Source organism: Lentibacter sp. (assembly GCF_965658795.1).
GTDB lineage: Bacteria > Pseudomonadota > Alphaproteobacteria > Rhodobacterales > Rhodobacteraceae > Lentibacter.
On sequence record NZ_CBFHTG010000015.1, the window covers coordinates 1 to 21,803 of the forward strand.

General features: G+C 59.1%; 19 protein-coding genes. 11 read left to right on the top strand and 8 right to left on the bottom strand.

Going from position 1 to position 21,803, the window contains the following annotated elements; all coding sequences use genetic code 11:
* Positions 1 to 621: 621 nt before the first annotated feature.
* From msrQ to ACTG3X_RS10875, 3 genes are all read right to left on the bottom strand, one after another.
* Entirely contained in the window at positions 622 to 1,227 is a 606-nt protein-coding gene (gene msrQ / locus ACTG3X_RS10865) for a protein-methionine-sulfoxide reductase heme-binding subunit MsrQ (RefSeq protein WP_439111292.1), read from the bottom strand.
* On the bottom strand, positions 1,227 to 2,126 hold the full coding sequence (msrP, locus tag ACTG3X_RS10870) for a protein-methionine-sulfoxide reductase catalytic subunit MsrP (protein WP_439111293.1): 900 nt from the start codon (positions 2,124 to 2,126) through the stop codon (positions 1,227 to 1,229). The genes msrQ and msrP overlap by 1 nt, the downstream gene beginning before the upstream one ends.
* A gap of 173 nt (positions 2,127 to 2,299) precedes the next feature.
* Complete coding sequence (locus tag ACTG3X_RS10875; protein WP_439111294.1) at positions 2,300 to 3,799, bottom strand: FMN-binding glutamate synthase family protein; 1,500 nt, start codon at positions 3,797 to 3,799, stop codon at positions 2,300 to 2,302.
* A 111-nt stretch (positions 3,800 to 3,910) separates the two neighbouring features.
* Here ACTG3X_RS10875 and ACTG3X_RS10880 point away from each other — a divergent pair, with 111 nt between their 5' ends.
* Both ACTG3X_RS10880 and ACTG3X_RS10885 read left to right on the top strand, forming a co-directional pair.
* On the top strand, positions 3,911 to 4,360 hold the full coding sequence (locus ACTG3X_RS10880) for a DUF302 domain-containing protein (protein WP_439111295.1): 450 nt from the start codon (positions 3,911 to 3,913) through the stop codon (positions 4,358 to 4,360).
* Positions 4,361 to 4,548: 188 nt separating this feature from the next.
* Positions 4,549 to 6,324, top strand: a complete 1,776-nt coding sequence (locus ACTG3X_RS10885; protein ID WP_439111296.1) for a calcium-binding protein — start codon at positions 4,549 to 4,551, stop codon at positions 6,322 to 6,324.
* A 69-nt stretch (positions 6,325 to 6,393) separates the two neighbouring features.
* Here the strand turns inward: ACTG3X_RS10885 and clpB are convergent, their stop codons facing one another.
* Entirely contained in the window at positions 6,394 to 9,009 is a 2,616-nt protein-coding gene (gene clpB, locus ACTG3X_RS10890; RefSeq protein WP_439111297.1) for an ATP-dependent chaperone ClpB, read from the bottom strand.
* Between the two features lie 256 nt (positions 9,010 to 9,265).
* On the opposite strand from clpB, the gene ACTG3X_RS10895 reads away from it, so the two are divergent.
* Positions 9,266 to 9,541: a hypothetical protein gene (locus tag ACTG3X_RS10895; protein WP_439111298.1), complete on the top strand. Its 276-nt coding sequence runs from the start codon at positions 9,266 to 9,268 to the stop codon at positions 9,539 to 9,541.
* A gap of 85 nt (positions 9,542 to 9,626) precedes the next feature.
* Positions 9,627 to 10,322 carry an orotidine-5'-phosphate decarboxylase gene (gene pyrF / locus ACTG3X_RS10900; RefSeq protein ID WP_439111299.1) on the top strand — a complete coding sequence of 232 codons (696 nt, stop codon included), beginning with the start codon at positions 9,627 to 9,629 and terminating at the stop codon, positions 10,320 to 10,322.
* Positions 10,323 to 10,325: 3 nt separating this feature from the next.
* Here pyrF and ACTG3X_RS10905 read toward each other — a convergent pair whose 3' ends face one another.
* Together ACTG3X_RS10905 and ACTG3X_RS10910 are read right to left on the bottom strand one after the other, a co-directional pair.
* Complete coding sequence (locus tag ACTG3X_RS10905; RefSeq protein WP_439111300.1) at positions 10,326 to 10,634, bottom strand: NfeD family protein; 309 nt, start codon at positions 10,632 to 10,634, stop codon at positions 10,326 to 10,328.
* The gene (locus ACTG3X_RS10910) at positions 10,634 to 11,521 is read right to left on the bottom strand and encodes an SPFH domain-containing protein (protein ID WP_439111301.1); all 888 of its coding nucleotides are present in this window, start codon (positions 11,519 to 11,521) and stop codon (positions 10,634 to 10,636) included. Before ACTG3X_RS10910 ends, ACTG3X_RS10905 begins: the two co-directional genes overlap by 1 nt.
* Before the next feature lie 93 nt (positions 11,522 to 11,614).
* On the opposite strand from ACTG3X_RS10910, the gene ACTG3X_RS10915 reads away from it, so the two are divergent.
* Positions 11,615 to 12,868, top strand: coding sequence for a DNA polymerase IV (locus ACTG3X_RS10915; RefSeq protein ID WP_439111302.1), 1,254 nt, complete (start codon positions 11,615 to 11,617; stop codon positions 12,866 to 12,868).
* A 191-nt stretch (positions 12,869 to 13,059) separates the two neighbouring features.
* Here the strand turns inward: ACTG3X_RS10915 and ACTG3X_RS10920 are convergent, their stop codons facing one another.
* On the bottom strand, positions 13,060 to 14,430 hold the full coding sequence (locus ACTG3X_RS10920) for a mechanosensitive ion channel family protein (RefSeq protein WP_439111303.1): 1,371 nt from the start codon (positions 14,428 to 14,430) through the stop codon (positions 13,060 to 13,062).
* Between the two features lie 252 nt (positions 14,431 to 14,682).
* Here ACTG3X_RS10920 and leuC point away from each other — a divergent pair, with 252 nt between their 5' ends.
* From leuC to ACTG3X_RS10950, 6 genes are all read left to right on the top strand, one after another.
* Positions 14,683 to 16,083: a 3-isopropylmalate dehydratase large subunit gene (gene leuC / locus ACTG3X_RS10925; protein ID WP_439111304.1), complete on the top strand. Its 1,401-nt coding sequence runs from the start codon at positions 14,683 to 14,685 to the stop codon at positions 16,081 to 16,083.
* On the top strand, positions 16,083 to 16,688 hold the full coding sequence (gene leuD, locus ACTG3X_RS10930) for a 3-isopropylmalate dehydratase small subunit (protein WP_439111305.1): 606 nt from the start codon (positions 16,083 to 16,085) through the stop codon (positions 16,686 to 16,688). Before leuC ends, leuD begins: the two co-directional genes overlap by 1 nt.
* Positions 16,689 to 17,030: 342 nt before the next feature.
* The gene (locus tag ACTG3X_RS10935; RefSeq protein WP_439111306.1) at positions 17,031 to 17,876 is read left to right on the top strand and encodes a hypothetical protein; all 846 of its coding nucleotides are present in this window, start codon (positions 17,031 to 17,033) and stop codon (positions 17,874 to 17,876) included.
* A gap of 107 nt (positions 17,877 to 17,983) precedes the next feature.
* Positions 17,984 to 18,964 (top strand): endonuclease/exonuclease/phosphatase family protein, encoded by a 981-nt coding sequence (locus tag ACTG3X_RS10940; RefSeq protein ID WP_439111307.1) that lies wholly within the window; start codon positions 17,984 to 17,986, stop codon positions 18,962 to 18,964.
* Positions 18,965 to 19,038: 74 nt separating this feature from the next.
* A complete protein-coding gene (gene leuB / locus ACTG3X_RS10945; RefSeq protein ID WP_439111308.1) occupies positions 19,039 to 20,145 on the top strand; it encodes a 3-isopropylmalate dehydrogenase in 1,107 nt (368 codons plus the stop codon).
* Between the two features lie 80 nt (positions 20,146 to 20,225).
* Complete coding sequence (locus tag ACTG3X_RS10950) at positions 20,226 to 20,801, top strand: GNAT family N-acetyltransferase (RefSeq protein WP_439111309.1); 576 nt, start codon at positions 20,226 to 20,228, stop codon at positions 20,799 to 20,801.
* On the opposite strand, the gene pcaQ is transcribed toward ACTG3X_RS10950, so the two are convergent.
* Entirely contained in the window at positions 20,798 to 21,718 is a 921-nt protein-coding gene (gene pcaQ, locus ACTG3X_RS10955; protein WP_439111310.1) for a pca operon transcription factor PcaQ, read from the bottom strand. The two genes, ACTG3X_RS10950 and pcaQ, sit on opposite strands and share 4 nt — an antisense overlap.
* Positions 21,719 to 21,803: the final 85 nt, after the last annotated feature.

A 21,803-nucleotide genomic window follows, 5' to 3' on the forward strand; every position in this document is an offset into this window, starting at 1 on the left:
CATCGAATGAACCAAACCGCCCACATATCTCTTCAGTTATTATCAATGTCAAAGAGCGTGGCGTCCGTAGACCCCAGAGACAAAAGTGACTGGATGCGCTGTAACTTGCTAGCGCGCCCCGCCTCAGATCCCTCAATGTTTTTTACCTCAGTCCCTCAAGAGCGTCGCTCCCTCGTTCCCTCTGGCGTCCCGTTCGAGCATCGCTGCCCGTCCGATAAGGGGGGTTCTAAGGTTAGACACCGACACCCGCAACCCCTTTTTTCATAAAACCGTCATTTTTTGCATTTTTTCATATTTTGCAGTGTTTTCAATGCCTTGTATTACACTCATTTCGTGAGGCCCAGGTTTTGAGCAACAATCTTGCCTGCCCTGTTTGGGCGCAAACACTAGATATAGACTTACCCACAGGCTTATCCCCAAGTGCTCCAAAATTCGCAGGGTGAGACTGTCTGATTCATCCCGCGATTCACCCAAATCGCGCGAGTCGGCCTGCCAAAATCAAAGCGAGTCGGGCCGGATTCGTCGTTTTCACAGCTTTCTTAACGGATTCTTAAGGAATCGGGTGTCGACTCGAAGCCTGAAGGGATTCACAGCCTGTAAACGCGCCCTAGCAGCTCGCTTTCAGGCGGCCAGCCGTTGCTTTGCTCTATAACGGCTCCCGAGCAACACAAGCACAGCCAGCAAATAGGCGATAGGCTCCAGCTGAAGCCCCTTCACCAGCATAAGGAAGTGAACTGCCCCCAATATGGCAGCCACATAGGTGAGCCTGTGCAACTTACGCCAACGTACGGCCCCCAGCTTGCGGAGAGACAGAGTGTTGGACGTCACGGCCAGTGGCAACAGAAGAGCAAAGCCCGCCATCCCCACAGTTATATAGGGGCGCTTAACGATGTCCGCCCAGATCTGGCTGAGAAGCTGCACATCAAGCACCAGCCACACCAACAGATGCGCAGCTATATAGAAGAAACCCGCAAGGCCGAGCGCACGGCGAAACTTGAGAAGGTTAAGCCCCACGTAGCGGCGCAGCGGCGTCACCGCCAATGTCACCACCAAGAGCTGAAGCCCGGCTTCGCCGTAAGCGTGCTCAAGAGCCTTGATCGGCTCAACACCCAGCCCCCCTGTCAGCCCCAAATAAAACAGCCAAACAATATGTGCGGCACACAGTATATATAGGGGCCAGCTCGGAAGCCTACGCAGACCTCTGTTCACCGCATCAACAAACGCCATCAGAACTGCGCTCTGAGATCCATGCCCGCATAGAGGCCCGCGACCTCTTCCTCATATCCGTTGAACATGAGCGTCGGCACGCGCTTGGCAAACAAACCACCGCCCAGCTTGCGCTCGGTTGCCTGCGACCAGCGCGGGTGATCCACCTCGGGGTTCACATTACTATAGAAGCCATATTCGCGCGGGCCTGCCTTGTTCCAGCTGGTGGGCGGCTCCTGATCTGTGAGCGTGATCCGCACAACCGACTTGATGCTCTTGAAGCCATACTTCCACGGCACAACAAGCCTGAGCGGCGCACCGTTCTGCTTTGGGATATCCTCACCATATATACCTGTCGCCATCATGGTGAGCGGGTGCATCGCCTCATCCAGCCGCAGCCCCTCGACATAGGGCCAGTCCAGCACGGGGAACTTCACCCCTGGCATCTCGTCAGGCCGCAACACTGTTTCAAAGGCCACATACTTGGCCCCGCTCTGCACACCCGCCAAGTTCAGCAAGTCCGCCAGCTCAAACCCGTTCCACGGCACAACCATGCTCCAAGCTTCGACACAGCGGAAACGGTAGATACGCTCCTCAAGGCTCATCTTGGCCATGATGTCTTCAAAGGCATAAGCGGCAGGGCGGTCAACCATCCCGTCGATGGTCACACTCCAAGGCTCGGTCGTGAGCGTATGGGCATATTTGGCAGGGTCTTCCTTGCCAGTGCCAAACTCGTAATAATTACAGTAGTTGCTAATGTCCTCCAGCGCGTTGGGCACAAGCGCCTCGGCTTCAGCCGCACCCGCCATCCCGACAAGGCCAAGCCCCGCTGCCCCCGCCATAAGCTGGCGGCGGTTCAGAAACACCGCCTTGTCAGTCACATCTTTGTCTTTGAGCGTATTGGTCCAGCGATATGCCATAATTTTATCCTCTAACGACTTGTCACAGAGATAGTGCCGCAGACGCGCGAGGCCAAACCACAGCTTTTCACATCTGCGTTCATTTTTTGTAACGAAAGCCCTTGGTCACACGTCTGCCTAGCCGCTTTTAGCCAAGCGCCGCAAAACGCTTCTGTGTGGAGCGCGCGCTGCCTTCAACTCTTACCTGATGTGAAAGACAGGGCGGTTGGATAAATCTCGTTCATCGGCCGCGAGCGTCCGTCATCGCCGACAATGCGAACGTGCCGCCGCCGCATCAGGCGCGGCTCGGCCACCCCGACCGAGTGTGCGATGGTCTCGACCTCACTGATAATCTGCTTGGCATAGCGCGCCACCTTCTCGAACTTCTCCTCCACAACAAGCCCGCGCTGCAGCTTGGGGTCATGGGTGGTGATCCCCGTGGGGCAGGTGTTTTTGTTGCACTTCAGCGCCTGAATACAGCCGAGGCTAAACATGAAGCCGCGCGCCGAGGTGACAAAGTCAGCCCCCGCACAGATCGCCCAAGCCACATCAGAGGGGTTCACAAGCTTGCCGCTGGCAATGATCCTGATCCGCTCGTGCAGCCCGTGCTTGTCGCGCAAGTCTACCATCATGGGCAGCGCTTCGCGAATAGGCAGGCCGACCAAGTCCATCAGCGGCATAGGTGCTGCCCCCGTGCCACCTTCGCCGCCATCGACGGTGATAAAGTCGGGTGCGGCCTCAGCCCCGCGCGCAGCGATCTCCTCAAAGAACGGCTCCCAGGCCTCGCCCGCGCCAAGCACGGTCTTGATCCCCACAGGCTTGCCGCTCACCTCTCTTATATGCGCGATCATATCGAGCAGCTCGGCCCAGTTGCCGGCTTCAATATGTCGGTTGGGCGAAATGCTCGCTGTGCCCTCGGCAATTCCGCGAATGGCCGCGATCTCGGCATTCACCTTTTCGGCGGGCAAAATGCCGCCTTTGCCGGGCTTGGCCCCTTGCGCCAGCTTCAACTCGAACATCTTGATCTCGGGCTTTGCCGCGAGCGCGCGCAGCTTGTCGTCGCTCAAGCGCCCCTCAGCATCGCGCACGCCATATTTCGCTGTGCCGATCTGCATGATGACATCACAGCCGCCCTCAAGATGATGCGGCGCGCAGCCACCCTCACCCGTGCTCAGCCAGATGCCCGCCTTGGCCGCGCCAAGGCTCAGCGCGCGCACCGCAGGCTTTGAGAGCGCGCCATAAGACATGCCCGAAATGTTGAAGAACGATGGAGCCATATAAGGAACGCGCGCGTGCGGCCCGATCATCAACGGCTCGCTGCTGGCAAACTGGTCATCCAACGGCGGAAACGGTGCATTGGTAAAGATCGCTGTGCCAGGCGCTCCCAAATTACGGGTCGAGCCAAAGGCAATGGTGTTGCCCTCTCCGCTGGCAGCCTTGTCCACCCACTCCCGCTGCGCGCGGTTAAAGGGCAGCTCTTCACGATCCATCGCAAAAAAGTACTGGCGGAAGAACTCCCCCAAGGTGGAGAACAAATGTCTGAACCGCCCGATGACAGGATAGTTGCGGCGGATCGCATCGGCCCGCTGGGAACGGTCTATGATATAAAGCACCAAGAGAAGCGCCGCGAGCGCGCCCAACACCCAGACAAATGCCAGAGCCAGAAAGTTCAAAACCGTAACCGCAAATCCCATCACATTCCCTGTTTGATATATATCAAGACTATCTTTAACCTAAGCTGTAACGTGGAGCGGATCGCTCACAAGAGCAAGCCGCCCTCACAGACAGTTCAAAAGGATTTCGTTATGCGTGCACTCTCTCTTGGCCTCGCCGCCACCTGCCTCGCAGCCACACAGGCTTTCGCGGCTGACGGTATCATCAGCTACACAACAGACCAGAGCTTTGACGATGTGGTCTTCGGACTGGAAAACGCGATTCTTGATGAAGGGCTGGTGATTGACCATGTCTCCCACACCGGCGATATGCTGGAGCGCACCAAAGGCGATGTCGGCTCCGATATCACGCTGTTCAAACAGGCCGATATCTACAGTTTCTGCTCCGCCAAGATTTCACGTGAAGTCATGGAAGCCGACCCGATGAATGTGGTCTTCTGCCCCTATGATATCTTCGTCACGGTCACGCCAGACACACCCGACGAAACCATGATCGGTTTTCGCACATACCCCGACGGCGCGATGAAGAAAGTCGAGGCCCTGCTGGACCGAATCGCCAAGGCCGCGATCGGCGTCGAGTAACCATAAATCCGAACAAAACACAGCTAACCGCAATACTGGCCGCCCGACAAACGATGAGTGTTGGGCGGCTCTTTTTTTGGCGACTTCTGGCCAACCTTTCGCCACTTTTCTGCCACTTTTCGGTTTAGGCCGTGCTAAAACACTCCAGTACCTAGGGCCAAAACACTTTAACGATGGGATTTTTAACTATGCCAGTCACGTCCGACATCAACCTCACTCAATACTACTACGGCAACTCGCTTGTGAACTTTGGAGGCGGCAACGCTTTTACCAATGTTCCCTACTGGATGAACCAGTTGATCGAGCACACAAGCGGTGACTATGCCGTCAACGGAGGCTACGGCTTCTTGCAGCAGTTTGCTGACAGGCCAGAGCCTGCCAACGAATGGGGGTTTTCTGGTGTCGACGGCCTCTGGGATGGCGACTTTAACGCCTTCAATGAAGTGGCCTTTGACCAGATCATCATCACCCCCGCCAACTTCATTCAAGATGTCAGCCCGACAGCCTATTACTACGGCACAACAACCAGCCCGCTGACCGCAACCATCGACATTATCGCAGACACGCTCACAGAGCAGCCATCTGGCGAATTCTTCATCTATGAGGGCTGGTCTGATCTTGGTCTCTTCAGCGAGGTCTTCCCGCCCAGCGATGGCATCATGGAAACCTACTATGCCTACAATCAGGGCGACTACCACGACTGGTATGTCAGCTATGTTGATGCACTTGCCGCCGAGTTCCCGGACGCGAGCATCACACTTATTCCCGTCGCTCCTGTCCTCGCAGGTTTGCTTTCAGCCGACGGGCCGCTCGGCGGGATTGATGTCACCGATCTGTTTGTAGACAGCGCGCCACACGGCACCGAAACACTTTACTTTCTGGCCAGCCTTATCACCTATCAGGCCACAATTGGTGCACCGGCTCCGGCAGACTTTCCTGTCCCTGCCAGCATCAACAGCCTCATCGTCGATAACTTTGCAGCCATCGTCGATTTCATCGAGATAGAAACCGCATCCTTCATGGGCGGCGACGGCCTTGAAGGCCCCGACATCAACACCATCATTGGGACCGACGACGCAGAGCTGATCGACGGCACAGCCGACGCAGACTCGATTCAGGCCAATGATGGAGACGATACCATCAACGGCAACGCAGGCGATGACATTCTCGAGGGCGGCAACGGCAACGACAGGCTGAGTGGCGGAGACGACCGCGACATCCTCAACGGTGGCGCAGGCGACGATATCCTGAAAGGCGAGGTCGGCGATGACACCGTCAGCGGCGGCGCGGGCAACGACGATATCATCGGCGGCGCAGGCGCCGATGTGATTGATGGCGGCGACGGACGCGACTTCATTCGTGGCAACAACGGCGATGACCTCATTGAAGGCGGCGCAGGCGTTGACACAATTCGCGCGGGCAACGGAGACGACACAATCCTGGCGGGTGAAGGCCGTGACAAGCTCAATGGCAACAACGGCGACGACGAGATCTTCGCAGGCGACGGCAACGATGTCATGCGGGGCGACAACGGCGACGACAGGCTCTTTGGCGAAGCAGGCGATGACAAAATGAACGGTGGCAACGGCAACGACCTGCTCGTTGGCAGCGCGGGCCAAGACCGCCTCTGGGGTGACAGCGGCGCTGACACGCTCGAAGGCGGCGCAGGCAATGACCAACTCTGGGGCGGCGCAGGCGCAGATGTCTTTGTCTTTGCCACAGGCCATGGCCGCGACTACCTCTATGATTTTGAAGACGGCGTCGACCTCTTCGACATCACAGGTCTGGATTTTGCGCTGACCAACCTGCTCCTCTCTGGCTCCGTCAACGAGACAATCGCAGCTGGCACAAGTTTCATCTTTGAAAACAACAGTGACAGCATCCAGATCTACAACAACACCAGCACAGCGATCACCCTCAGCATTGATGACTTCATCTATGATGATGTGCTGATCGTCGGCTAACAGACCCACACGCCCAAACAAAAAGGGCCGCTCCTTTCGGGGCGGCCCTTCTCTTTACACAGGGGCGTGTCAGTGCACGACAGCATCATCAGGCTTGTCGCGGTGAGTTGCGCCCACCCGATCCCCGATGATCAGCCCTTCGGCACCCGCGCGCACAGGCACGGTATCCCCGTCTCTGATATCTCCCGCCAAAAGCGCTTCGGCGAGCGGATTTTGCAAGGCGCGCTGTATCACCCGCTTCAGGGGGCGCGCTCCGAACACAGGGTCATAGCCCTCATCTGCCAGCCACTTCATCGCAGCTTCGTCTAGGTCGAGTTCGATCTTACGGGCCAAGAGCCGCTTCTTGAGCCGCGCCAGCTGTATCTCGACAATCCCGCCCATATCTTCACGGCCAAGGCGGTCAAAAATGATCGTCTCATCCAGACGGTTGAGAAACTCGGGGCGGAAGTGCGCGCGCACAGCATCCATCACATCGCGCTTGGCGTCCGAGGCGTCAGCCCCTTCTGGCAGCTGGCTCAAAGCCTGCGCCCCAAGGTTGGATGTCAGAATGATAAGCGTCTGCTTGAAGTCCACCTTACGGCCCTGCCCGTCGGTCAGCACACCATCGTCCAAAACCTGCAACAGCACGTTAAAGACATCAGGGTGCGCTTTCTCGACCTCGTCAAACAGCACCACCTGATAGGGCCTGCGGCGCACAGCTTCGGTGAGCACACCGCCCTCATCATAGCCGACATAGCCGGGAGGCGCACCAATCAGGCGGGAGACCGCGTGTTTCTCCATAAACTCCGACATATCAACACGCACCATCGCGTTCTCGTCATCAAAGAGAAACTCGGCCACAGCCTTGGTCAGCTCGGTTTTGCCCACACCCGTTGGCCCCAAGAAGAGAAAGCTGCCCAGCGGGCGCGCCTCGTCTTGCAAGCCAGCGCGCGCACGGCGCACCGCATTGGCCACCGCCGTCACGGCAATGTTCTGGCCGATCACACGTTTGTGCAGCCCCTCTTCCATACGCAAGAGCTTGTCGCGGTCGCCTTCCAGCATCTTGCCAGCAGGAATACCCGTCCAACGCTCGATCACCTGCGCCACATGCTCGGGGCGCACGGCTTCTTCTACCGTGACATCGCCTTCGGCACCTTCTGCCGCTGCCAGCTTCTTCTCAAGCTCGGGGATCACGCCAAAGCGCAACTCACCTGCGCGCGCAAGGTTGCCCTCGCGCGTGGCGATCTCGATGTCGGCGCGTGCGCGGTCAAGCTGCTCTTTCAGCTCGCGCGCGCCTTCTAGCTTGTCGCGTGCCGCCTGCCAGTTGGCTGTCATCTCGCCAGACTTCTCTTTCAAGTCACCCAACTCTTTTTCAAGCGTTTCAAGGCGGTCTTTTGAGGCCTCGTCGTCTTCCATCCGAAGGGCTTCTGCCTCGATCTGCATCTGCAAGATCTGACGGTCGAGCGCATCGAGTTCTTCGGGCTTGCTGTCCACTTCCATCCGCAGACGGCTCGCCGCCTCGTCCATGAGGTCGATGGCTTTGTCAGGCAAGAAACGGTCGGTGATATAACGGTTCGACAGAGTCGCAGCCGCCACCAAGGCCGAGTCAGAGATCCGCACACCGTGGTGCAGCTCGTATTTTTCCTTGATGCCCCGCAGAATGGAAATGGTGTCTTCCACGGTTGGCTCGTCGGTAAACACAGGCTGGAAACGCCGCGCAAGAGCGGCATCTTTTTCAACATGCTTGCGATACTCATCAAGCGTTGTCGCACCGATACAGTGCAGCTCGCCGCGCGCCAAAGCAGGCTTGATCAGGTTGGCCGCATCCATTGCGCCATCGCCCTTGCCCGCGCCCACAAGCGTGTGCATCTCGTCGATAAAGAGGATGATCTCGCCCGCAGCGTCAGTCACTTCATTGAGCACAGACTTGAGCCGCTCTTCAAACTCGCCGCGATACTTCGCGCCCGCAATCAAAGCGCCCATGTCCAGAGACATCAGCTTTTTGTTGCGCAAGCTTTCAGGCACATCGCCATTGACGATGCGCAGGGCCAGACCCTCGGCAATCGCGGTTTTACCCACGCCCGGCTCACCGATCAGAACAGGGTTGTTCTTGGTACGGCGGCTGAGCACCTGCATGGTCCGGCGGATCTCGTCGTCGCGGCCAATGATCGGGTCAATCTTGCCAAGGCGTGCGCGCTCGGTCAGATCGGCGGCATATTTGCTCAAGGCTTCATAGCTGTCTTCGGCGCTGGCACTGTCTGCTGTGCGCCCCTTGCGGATGTCATTCACCGCCGCGTTGAGCGCTTGCGCATTCACTGCGCCCGCGTCGAGCGCCTCTTTGGCCGCCGATTTCACCATCGCCAGCGCCATCAAGACCCGCTCGACAGGCACAAAGCTGTCGCCAGCCTTCTGGGCCAGGCTCTCGGCTTCGCCGAGGACTTTGGCCAGGCTCTTGTCAACATAGGGCTGGCCTGTGTCGCCACTCACTTTGGCAATCTTGCCAACAGCAATATCGACAGCATCTTTCACCCGCTTGGGCACACCGCCCGCCTTGGTGATGAGGTTGCTCGCGAGCCCCTCGCTGTCATCCATAATAGCTTTCAGCAGGTGTTCGGGCATCACCCTCTGGTGATCTTCCCGCATAGCGATTGTCTGCGCAGCCTGCAAAAATCCGCGCGAACGCTCCGTGAACTTTTCTAGGTTCATGGTCTTTTCTCCTTTTATAAGCCTTCCCTGCTGGCGCACCCAAAAGAGGCATACGTCGCGTCGGGAACCTTGCTATAAAAATGGGGCACAACGGGCCTGCCTTCAAGGCCCATCGCCCAAAAAACGCATCGGCGGTTTCTCGCAAATGATCACACCGCGATTCACCTTTGCGTGACTCCCCCTTACTTTAGAGCGCCGGATCGCTACTTTTGATAGAGGCAAAGGGCATAGCGCCCCGCCAGTCAGGAGGACCAGAATGTCTTACACCACAACACGCATCGCGCGCATCCGCTACAACCTCGAGTTTTCAGGCTACGAAGCGATTGTCTTTATTCAAGACGCCCAAGACACCTTCAGCTACCCCAGCTTCATAGCGGCCCCGCTTGATGCGGACTACGCGCTTGTCATGCAACAGCTCGCAGACAAAGCCCAAAGGCAGCACCGCTCCGCAAACCCGGGGCTGCGCTCGCAGATGCACCGCAACACAGCCCGCCGCGCACAGGCCCCAGAGCACCCCCCGCTCGCAGCCTGAGGCGCAAGGCTCCTTCACAGCCCAACCCTTGACGCGAGGCCCAATCCCCGCAACAAGGCCAAAACCGCTGTGAAGGAGCTGCCCCATGATAGATGACCGCCTGATCGTTGCCCTCGATGTGCCACACGCCGTCGCCGGGCTTGAGCTTGCTGCCAAACTTGGCGATGCGGTGAACTTTTACAAAATCGGCCTAGGTATGCTCACTGGCGGCGGCCTCGCTCTGGCGCAAGAGCTGAAGGACGAGCACGGCAAGCGCATCTTTCTGGACATGAAGCTCTTTGACATCGGTGCCACCGTCGAAGCGGCTGTGCGGGGCCTTGCCCAGTTTGATCTCGACTTCCTCACTGTTCACGGTGACCCCCACGTGGTGCGCGCCGCCAAAGAAGGCGCAGCCAACTCCGATATGCAAATCCTCGCCGTCACCATCCTCACCTCGCTTGACCGAGGTGATCTTGACGCCTCTCTGCTCAAGGCAGGCGATGTTCAGGAGCTGGTGATCGAGCGCGCCGCACGCGCCTTTGAGGCCGGGGCCGATGGCGTCATCGCCTCCCCCCAAGAGGCCGCGCTCATCCGCGCGCTGCCCGAAGCCGCAGGCCGCCTCATCGTAACACCGGGCGTGCGCCCCGCAGGGGCCGCACTCGGCGACCAGAAGCGCGTTGCAACGCCCGGCCAAGCCATCACCGATGGCGCAGATCATATCGTGGTGGGCCGCCCGATCTGGCAAGCCGAAGACCCGGCAGCAGCCGCCCGCGCCGTCTTGGCCGAGCTACCACCGCTCTAAGCTTCAGTCTTCGTTGATATCGCGGTCCCAGTGCTTCACCTGACCCTTGCGGATCCCCATGGTGCGCCGCAGAAGCAGCCACGCCAGCAGTGAAAACACCGCAAACAGCACCAGCGTCATGGTGAAAGAGCTCGCAAGCGTGCCGCCCAGCGGCCCGCCAAGACCCAAAAGCGCACCCACAAAAGCCGCGCCAATGGCAAACCCCAGCAAGATAAACCCGGGCGCAAGCACCTCGAGAATACCGAGGCCAAGAGCCAGCGCCATCCAGACCCACCAAAGCGTCCACAGCGCCTCTGCTGTTGCCGGCTCCATCACTTGCCCCCTTTCAACATGCCAAAGGCGTTCTTGAACGCATCCACAGCATCGGCAGGCAGAAAGATCGTCTGTTTGCCCTCGCCCGCGCCAACCTTGGCCAAGGCCTCAACCTGCTTGAGTGCCACCTGATATTGCGCCGCCTCAAGCCCGTTATCGGCAATCGCCTGCGCCACAACACTCGTGGCGTAGGCTTCCGCATCCGCCGCAATGCGGCGCGCCTTGGCAATCTGCTCCGCCGCATAAAGCTCGGCATCCGCATTCAGCTCGACCGCGCGCTTCGCGCCTTCGGCCCGTGTCACCTGCGCGCGCCGTTCGCGCTCCGCATTGAGCTGCTGAAGCATCGCATCGCGCGTCGCCTGATCAAGATTCACATCCAGAATCTCGGCCCGTGTCACCTCGATCCCCCAGTTGTCGACCTGATCTTCAACCGCCGCCTGTATCTGCCCGATCAGGCTCGAGCGGTTGCTCTGCACCTCATCCAGTTCCATCTTGCCAATCTCGGCGCGCACAATCCCCGCCACCGTGGTGGCAATCGCCGCATCAACGTCACGAATGCGGTAAACTGTCTTTTCAGGCTCCAGAATACGGTAGAACACACTGGTCTCGACCTGCACCAAAACATTGTCCTTGGTGATCGCATCTTGCGAGGCCGTTGGCAGCTGGCGCTCCAGAATGCTGACTCTGTGGCGCACCGTGTCGATAAACGGCACAATAAAGTTGATCCCTGGCCCAAGCACAGATTTGAGCCGCCCGAAGCGCTCCACCACATATTTCTCCGACTGCGGAACAATCCGCACACCAAGGAAAATGGAGATAATAATCAGGGCCGCGACAAGTAAGGTCACGAGGTTTCCGCCAAGCAAGTCCATCAAAATCTGTTCCATCACTATCCAACTTTTCAATTCTGAGACCAAATATGCGCTCTGCCCCCGTATTTTCCAAGTGGAATTGCGCATAGAGCAGGCGTATGAAAGCCTATGCCCAGCCTGTGCCGCGATTGTTTACACCCGTTTGATGCAGGCGCGCGCTGCCCCGCCTGCCGCAGCCCGCGTGTGCGCAGCCACCCCGAGCTATACGATCTCACCATCGCCCATATGGATTGCGACGCGTTTTATGCCTCCGTGGAGAAGCGCGACAATCCCGAGCTCGCAGCCAAACCCGTCATCATCGGAGGGGGCCGCCGTGGTGTTGTCTCCACAGCCTGCTATATCGCGCGCATTCGCGGTGTGCGCTCTGCCATGCCCATGTTTCAGGCGCTCAAGCTCTGCCCCGAAGCCGTCATCGTTCCACCCCGCATGGACGCCTACGTCGAGGCCTCTCGCGCCATCCGCGCCATGATGGAAGAGCTCACCCCCGAGATAGAACCGCTCTCTCTTGACGAGGCCTTCATGGATCTCACAGGCACAGCCCGCCTGCATGGCCGCCCCCCCGCCGTGATGCTGGCGCATCTGATCAAACGCATGAACACCGAGCTGGGGCTCTCCGGCTCCATTGGCCTGTCTCACAACAAGTTCCTCGCCAAAGTCGCCTCCGATCTGGACAAGCCCAAAGGCTTTTCCGTCATTGGCCGCGCCGAAACAGCCGATTTCCTGCGCGACAAACCCGTGCGCCTCATCTGGGGGGTCGGTGCGGTGTCCCAAGCGGCTCTGGACAAGGCAGGCATCCACCTCTTCTCCGATCTGCTCCGCTGGAGCGAGGCCGACCTCACCGCGCGTTTTGGCTCTATGGGCACACGGCTCTATCACCTCGCACGCGGCGAAGACCGCCGCCGCGTGTCCGCCCATGCGCCCATGAAGTCCATCTCCAAAGAAACCACCTTCTTTGAAGACACCTCCGATCGCGACCTGCTCGATGGCCACCTCTGGCGCTTGGCCGAACAAGTCTCTGACCGCGCCAAAGCCCGCGGCCTTGCAGGCCAGACCGTCACGCTCAAGCTCAAAACATCCAGCTTCAAAAGCATCACCCGCCGCCAAACCCTGCATGACGCCACCCAAATGGCAGATACCATCTATCGCACCGCGCGCGCGCTGTTTGATCAGGCCGCCAGCGCCGCGCCCTTCCGCCTCATCGGCACAGGCCTCTCGGGCCTTGTTCCCGCCCATGACGCCGACCGCTCCCATGACCTGCTCGACCCTGACGCAGCCAAACGCTCCGACATCGAGCGCGCCACCGATGAAATCCGCAAAAAATTCGGCAAGGACTCCATCCTCAAAGGCCGCGCCCTGCGCTAGAGCGGGCAAGACAGCCTCAAACGCGTCCAGCTCTTTCTTTTTGCCACAAATATCCTGGGGGGAGCGCGAGGGGGGCAAAGCCCCTCTCGCCCGCCGCGATTTGGCGTAGCCAAAGCGCAAAGCCTGAGGTCTTCACCCTGTCCATACTGGTGTATGCACAGCCTGCCACATAGCCTGCCCTACGGCAAAGCTCAGTCTTTTGCACCCGCCTCCAGCATCCGCACTTCCCGCTGCGGGAAGGGGATCGAAATGTCATTTTCCTGAAACTTGTCCCAAAGCGCGAGATAGACATTGCCGCGAATATTGGTCAGCCCGCCCGTCGGGTCCTTGATCCAGAACCGCAGGATATAGTCCACCGAACTGTCGCCAAACCCGACAATATGACAGACGGGCGCTTTATGGCTCAACACACGGTCAACCCCTTTCGCCGCCTCAATCGCCAGCGCGCGCACCTTGTGCGGGTCGTCGCCGTAAGCCGTGCCGAAATAGATATCGAGCCGCACGAAATCATCCGAGTGCGACCAGTTCACAACCTGTCCCGTGATAAGATCTTCGTTTGGAATCAGATACTCGCGCCCGTCACGCGTGACAACCGAGGTGTAGCGCGCGCCCAGCGTGTTGATCCAGCCAAAGGTCTCGCCAAGGCTGATCACATCCCCGGGCTTGATCGACTTGTCGAGCAGAATGATCACCCCCGAGACGAGGTTGGAGACCACTTTTTGCAAACCAAAACCAAGGCCCACACCAATCGCACCAGAGAGAACAGCAAGCCCCGTCAGGTCAACACCTGTGGCGCGCAGGCCCACAAATAGCGCAAGACCATAGAGGCCCACCTGTGCAAACTTGATCACCAGAACCTGCATCGACGGGCTGATATCTTCGTTGCGCCGCACCCCGCTGGCCATAGTTTTTGACACGAACCGCGCAAGGAAAAACAGCACCCCCAGCGTGAAAACCGCCTGCACCACAGTCCAGAGCGAAAGCCGCAAACTGCCCAGCTCGATGGCGGCAGAATCCAGCAGGCTTTGGGCCTCTTCCGTCACCCCAAGGATCACAAGCGTCGCCCAGGTCCAGCCCGCATAGCGCACAACACTGCGCAAAAAACCGTTGTTTATCAGCCGTGTGACCACAGCAATCATGAGCCACGCCAAAGCAAGGTTGGCAATCACACCCAAGAGATAGGAGCGCGAGGGCCATGTCATTTCCCGCATGATCCAGACAAGCGGGAACAGGATGGCCACAAAGGAAATCAGCCGCAAGCGCCGTTGTAACACCAGCAAGAACCGCAGGCGCCACTTGGGCCAGTTCTCCAGCGTGCGCATCCACTCGCGGGTCGGCTCGGCCAACACCTTGCCAACAATATGCGCCACAACAAACACACCAAGCGCAATCATAAGCTGATAGGCGTTCCACGGGCGTAACAGCCCCTCCAGAAATCCTTGTGCCTGATCCGCCAGCGACAGGGCAATCTGCTGCGCTTCGACAACAACGTCCCCGACCGGCTCGGCAGGGGCCGCAGCTTCAGCGGCAACGCTGGTTTCTGTGAGTGTTTCGTTTTCCATATCCGACCGTTTTTTCTTTTAAACTCGCACGACAGGCCCCAAGCGGCAAGGGCGGCAGAGCCCTGCCCTGATCAAACGCTTGCGAGACTCGGGGCCAGCCTGTATCTGCTATCTCATGACACGGATTTTTGACCTCGACGACCGCGCGCGCTTGCGCGAACGTTTCTTCTCTGAAGAGCGCGTCGTTGCCGCGTGCCTCTGAGCGCGCCGCGCCAAAACCCTTCAACATTTCTCAACACGGGAGAGGACCACATGTCCCCCAAAACACTCTATGACAAAATCTGGGATGCCCACGTCGCCCATGAAGCCGAAGACGGCACCTGCCTTTTGTATATCGACCGCCACCTTGTTCACGAAGTGACAAGCCCGCAGGCTTTTGAAGGCCTTCGCATGACAGGTCGCAAAGTGCGCGCGCCAGAAAAAACCATCGCTGTGCCCGATCACAACGTCCCCACGACGCTGGATCGCGCCAAAGGCATCGAAAACGAAGAAAGCCGCATTCAGGTCGATGCGCTGGATAAGAACGCCAAAGAATTCGGCGTGCACTATTATCCAGTCTCCGATGTGCGCCAAGGCATCGTCCACATCGTTGGCCCCGAACAGGGCTGGACGCTCCCGGGCATGACCGTGGTGTGTGGTGACAGCCACACCGCCACCCACGGCGCGTTTGGCGCGCTGGCACACGGCATCGGCACCTCCGAGGTCGAGCACGTTCTGGCCACGCAAACGCTGATCCAGAAAAAGTCCAAAAACATGAAAGTCGAGATCACCGGCAAGCTCAAGCCGGGTGTGACAGCCAAAGACATCACCCTTGCCGTCATCGGCGAGACAGGCACGGCCGGCGGCACAGGCTATGTGATCGAATATTGCGGTGAAGCGATCCGCGATCTTTCCATGGAAGGCCGCATGACAGTCTGCAACATGGCCATCGAAGGCGGCGCGCGCGCTGGTCTCATCGCGCCTGACGAGACAACATACGCCTATGTCAAAGGCCGCCCCCACGCCCCCAAAGGGGCTCAGTGGGACGCTGCCCTGAACTGGTGGAAAACCCTCTTCACAGATGAAGACGCTGTCTTTGACAAAGTCGTCACGCTCAAGGCCGAAGATATCCAGCCAGTTGTGACATGGGGCACCTCCCCCGAAGACGTCTTGCCCATCACAGGCACAGTGCCATTCCCCGAAGACTTCAAAGGCGGCAAAGTCGACGCTGCCAAACGCGCACTTGAGTATATGGGCCTGACCGCCGGCCAGAAGCTCACCGATATCGAGATCGACACGGTCTTCATCGGCTCTTGCACAAACGGCCGCATCGAAGACTTGCGCGCCGCTGCCGCGATCCTGAAAGGCAAGAAAATCGCCGTAAAACGCGCGATGATCGTGCCGGGCTCAGGCCTTGTGCGCGCACAGGCCGAAGAAGAGGGGCTGGCTGACATCTTTATCGAAGCTGGCTTTGAATGGCGCCTTGCGGGTTGCTCCATGTGCCTCGCAATGAACCCTGACCAGCTGGCCGAGGGGGAGCGTTGCGCTGCAACCTCCAACCGCAATTTCGAAGGCCGCCAAGGCTACAAGGGCCGCACGCACCTCGTGTCGCCTGCCATGGCCGCCGCCGCCGCCCTCACAGGCAAGCTCACAGACGTTCGGGAGATGATGTAATGGATAAGTTTGACAAACTCTCAGGCATCGCCGCGCCGATGCCGCTGGTCAATATCGACACCGATATGATCATTCCCAAAGTGTTTCTCAAGTCGATCGCCCGCACAGGCTTTGGCAAAAACCTCTTTGACGAGATGCGCTACAACCGCGACGGCAGCGAGATCGCTGATTTCGTGCTCAACAAGCCAGCTTACCGCGACGCACAAATCCTTGTCGCAGGTGATAACTTCGGCTGCGGTTCTTCACGCGAGCACGCCCCATGGGCGCTGGCCGATTTCGGCATCAAAGCGGTTGTCTCAACCTCTTTTGCCGACATCTTTTACAACAACTGCTTCAAAAACGGCATCCTGCCCATCGTTCTGCCCCAAGAGGCTGTCGATGTGCTGATGCAAGACGCAGAAAAAGGGGCCAACGCGCGCATGGAGATCGATCTGGAAGCCCAGACCGTGACCACCTCCGAAGGCGAGAGCTTTGCCTTTGAAGTCGATAGCTTCAAAAAACACTGCCTCATGAACGGGCTTGATGACATCGGCCTGACCATGGAGAAGGCCGCATCCATCGACACATTCGAGGCGCAGGCCGCTCAATCGCGCCCTTGGGTCTAAGCACATAGCGAGCGGCTGCGGGAACACTCTCGCAGCCGCTTTCTGACACTTTGATTAAAACTTAGTGAACCTGCCCCTATGGGCAAACACAGCCGATCTCACCAAATGTAGTAAAACTGTTTTGGCTTGCCACATTTGTGATCCGCGAATGATGCAATCTCGCACCACTTCTTCCCTTAAAGCGCCCTATTTCCGAGCTCTTATCAGTCCATGACTTGAGCTGAGAATCGAAAGAAGGCAAAAATTGGGCAAGATTGAGGCATACCGCCATAAAGAGCGGATTCAAGTTGGAACAAGGACACGGCATCGCATCGTGACCGACCAAGTTGGAAGGATTGGGTAGTGTTTACACGAGTGACTGGCGCAGTTTTACGCGCACTGTTGATGGCTTTGCTGATCGCGATGCCGTCGCTTCTACTTCCGAACGTCAGCGCTGATACCAGCCAGATCACAGTTCTGGTCGCGCTTCTGGCGTTCCTGATGACATTCATCGAGTACTACAGCCAATATCCTTCGATCATCGAGTTTCGCTACGCCTCCCCGTTCAACAGGCTGCGCTTTCTGGCGCTCTTTGTCACGGTGACGCTTTTGTCTGTCATACTGGCGAGCACATCTGCAGCCAGCGGCATGGCAGGCGCGCTCCACCAGATCGGCACAGCATGGGGCGCGGCCCTGGATTTCCCGTTTTCACCCGTGCGCCTTGTCGTGCTCATGATGCCCGAGCAAGCCTCTGATGCGCTGCTCACATCCGTGCGCACCTCTGCGGGTATTTCCTACATGGTTTCGCTCGTGACACTCTTTATCTTTGTCACGATGGTGCGCCTCATGGGGTGGCCCACCCGCAACCGTGCGTTCAATGTCTGGATCAACCTGCCGCTGTTTGACCCGACAGCAGGCGGAGATGTGGTTCACCGCCTCAAACGCGATGCAGGTCTTAACATTGTGTTAGGGATTTTGCTGCCATTCTTGATCCCAGCCGTGGTGAAAGCTGCATCAAGCTTCATTGACCCGATCTCGATGCAGAATCCACAGACCTTAATCTGGACGATGAGTGCATGGGCCTTTCTTCCTGCCAGTATGATCATGCGTGGCATAGCCATGGGCCGGATCGCAGAACTGATCGAAGAGAAGCGCAACCGCGCCTACTCAGAAGCCGAAAAGAACGGGCTGCACGCCGCCTCTGCCTAGGCCTTCTGGCCCTTCTGTTCTTGACGTGTGGCGCCCCACTCTGGGCCGCGGAGCTGCGCGTAGCCTTTTACAGCGCAGGGCTGTCCCGCAAAGGCCCCGGCCTTCTTTTGCGAGACATCCGCCGCGAAGAGGCGCAAGTGCGCGCCGCACGCGATGTGATCCAGACCATCAACCCCGATATACTCATCATATCAGACTTTGACTATGACGCCGAGCTGGCCGCGCTGACAGCCTTTGCCAAGCTGCTGGCCAAAGCTGGTGCGCCCTACCCCCACCGCTTCGCACGCCGCCCCAATACAGGCTGGGCCACAGGCCTTGATATGGACGGCGACGGCAGGCGTGGCACAGCCCGTGATGCACAAGGCTTTGGCGCCTTCGCTGGGCAAGGCGGGCTGGCAATCCTGTCGCGCTACCCGTTTGATGAAGCAGGCTTGCAAGACTTCTCGGCTCTGCTCTGGCGGGATGCGCCCGCAGCGCTCCTGCCCACCCATGCCGATGGCGCGCCCTTCCCGTCCAAAGAGGCGCTCGCAGTACAGCGCCTGTCCACAACAGCACATTGGGCCTTACCCGTCGCGATAGAGCGCAAAACCCTCACGCTGCTTGTCTCTCAAGCCACACCGCCCGTCTTTGACGGCGACGAAGACCGCAACGGAAAGCGCAACCATGACGAAAACGCACTTTGGCTGCACCACATCGAAGGCAGGTTCGGCACGCCTCCCTCTGGCCCCTTTGTCCTCGCGCTCGGCAGCAATCTTGACCCCGCCGATGGCGCAGGCCACCGCGGGGCAATGCATGCTCTGCTCACGCATCCAAAGCTTCAAGACCCGCGCCCCAAAAGCGCGGGTGGCCCTTTGGCCGCCACGCCAAACCAGCTGGGGGACCCCGCGCTTGATACGGCAGACTGGCGCGAGCCGACCGCCGAACAGTTTGGGCCCGGCAACATGCGGGTTGATTTCGTGCTGCCCTCTGCCGAGATCACCGTGACAGATGCGGGTGTGTTCTGGCCCGCCCCCGAGCAAACAGGCCACGCGCTTGCCCTTGCCGCAAGCCGCCACCGCCTCGTTTGGGTTGATCTGGCCCTGCCCTAGCGGCTTATGTTTCTTGACCCGCCCCGCGCCAGCCGCTAGCTCAGAGCCAACAGATCAACACGAGGAACCACATCATGAGCAACCCTTCGCTTCTTATCCTGCCAGGTGACGGCATCGGCCCCGAAGTTATGGCCGAAGTCCGCAAGGTCATCGACTGGTACGGCGCAAACCGTGGCGTCACATTCGATGTCAGCGAAGACCTCGTCGGCGGTTGCGCCTATGATGTGCACGGCACACCGCTGCATGACGACACAATGGCCAAAGCCCAAGAGGTCGACGCCGTTCTCCTCGGCGCGGTTGGCGGCCCGAAGTATGACAACCTCGACTTCTCCGTTAAGCCCGAGCGTGGCCTCTTGCGCCTGCGCAAGGAAATGGACCTCTTCTCAAACCTGCGCCCCGCACAATGCTTTGATGCGCTGGCCGACTTCTCATCTTTGAAAAAAGATGTGGTCGCGGGCCTCGACATCATGATCGTGCGCGAGCTGACGTCAGGTATCTACTTTGGCGAGCCACGCGGGATTTTTGAAGAAGGCAACGAGCGCGTTGGCATCAACACGCAGCGCTACACCGAGTCAGAGATCGCCCGCGTCGCACGCTCGGCCTTTGAGCTGGCGCGCAAGCGTGGCAACAAGGTCTGCTCGATGGAAAAAGCCAACGTGATGGAGTCAGGCATTCTCTGGCGCGACGTTGTCACCGAGATCCACGCCGCCGAATACCCTGATGTTGAGCTCAGCCACATGTATGCTGACGCAGGCGCCATGCAGCTCTGCCGCTGGCCCAAGCAGTTTGACGTGATCGTCACAGACAACCTCTTTGGTGACCTGCTCTCTGACGCGGCGGCAATGCTCACAGGCTCACTTGGCATGTTGCCCTCGGCCAGCCTTGGCGCCCCGATGGCCAATGGTCGCCCCAAAGCGCTCTATGAGCCGGTACACGGCTCAGCGCCCGACATTGCAGGCCAAGGCAAAGCCAACCCCATCGCCTGTGTTCTCAGCTTCGCCATGGCGCTGCGCTACAGCTTTGACATGGGCACAGAGGCGGATCGCCTTGAAGCCGCTGTTGAAAAAGTGCTCGCCGATGGCGCGCGCACAGCCGACCTGCTCGGCGAAGATGGCGCAACACCGATCAGCACATCTGAAATGGGCGACGCGATTATCGCAGCGCTTTCAGCCAGCCTCTAAGGCAAACTCAAAAGTAAGACGCGGCTCCGCACCACGCGGGGCCGCTTTTCTTTTGGCCAAACCCGCGCTATCTTGAAAGCATGGTTCACATCATTCACGGATTGCCCGCAGGCATGGAAGCCGCCGCCGCCGCTCTCTATTGGGAGGCTTTCGGCGCAAAGCTCGGCAAGCTCCTGGGCCCCGCCGAGCGTGCAGAACGCTTCTTTGCCGAGACGATCAACCACAGTTCCATATTCGCCGCCGTCGAAGGCAGTACTCTCCTTGGCATCGCCGCGTTCAAAGATGGCGAGGATGGCTTTTGCTCCGCAGGGCTGCAAGATATGCTGCGCCACTACGGCCTCGGCGCGCTCTGGAAGATGATCCCTCTGTCCATGCTCGAGCGCAGCGCGCCCGAAGCCACGCTTCAGATGGACGGTATCTGTGTGAGCGCCGCCGCGCGTGGCAAAGGCGTGGGCTCGGCGCTGCTCAAGGCGCTTTACGCCCACGGCAAAGCTGAGGGCCTGAGCTTCGTCACGCTTGATGTGATCGACACAAACCCGCGCGCCAAAGCGCTCTATGAGGCGCAGGGTTTTGTCGCCATATCTGTGGAAAGCACATCGATCCTGCGTCCGCTCCTCGACTTTTCCGAAGCAACCAAAATGCGCAGACCGCTCTAAAGCGCCCCCAGCCCAAGCTCGGCCACAGCCTCGCTCAAGACCGCACGAAATAGCTGCGCCGCAGGTGCAACATCCTCTTCTGCGCGGCCCATCACGCCCACAGGCCCTGCCGTCAGCCCCGTCTCAATCGGCAATTGTTCCAGCAATCCGCTGGCAATATCCCCCGCCACAACACTCTGCGAGATGATCCAGACCGCCTCGCTCTCTCGCGTGATGCCACGGCCATAATCTCCCGAAACACTCTCGATCCTATGGGGCAGCGCCCCCATCCCCTCAGCGATGAACAATCTGTCAACCAAGGGCCGAATGGCCGCGCGCTCGGAGGGGTAGATCACCAGGCAGTCACGCAGCGCCTCAAGCCGCGTTGCGCCGCTCAAGGCATGGCCCTTGCGCACCACAAAAGCCACCTGCTCGCTATAAAGCTGGGTAAAGCTCACCCCGGCCATCGTCGCAGGCGGGCCCATGCGCCCCACCACAAGGTCAAGCGCCCCCGCGCGCAACCGCTCCATAAGAAAGCCGTGCGGCCCGTCCTCAACCTTGAGCACGGTCTCAGGCTCATGCGCCCGAAACCTGAGGCTTGCCAGCGGCAAGACCCGTGCCGCCACACTGGGCATGGCACCGATGCTCAGCACACCTGCACCGCCCTTTTGCAGCCGCGCCACCCCGTCAAACCCTTGCCGCAGCGCACCAAGGCTGGCCTCACTCGCCTTGAGAAAGACATGGCCCGCCGCGCTCAGCTCAACGCCCCCGCGCCCACGGCGCATGAGGCGCACCCCCAGAATATCTTCCAACTCCTTGAGGATTTTTGAGATAGCAGGCTGCGTCAGCCCCAGCGCCTCGCCTGCCGCCTTGAGGCTCTCCAAACGGGCAATCTCGGCAAAAGCCTCTATGTGGCGCAGCTTGATACGACGGTCCATAACTTTCCTTTTTGAGAAACTATATCACCGCCTATTTCATTTTACATACCAAATTCAGCCAGTAAACTCTGCCCAATACCATGAA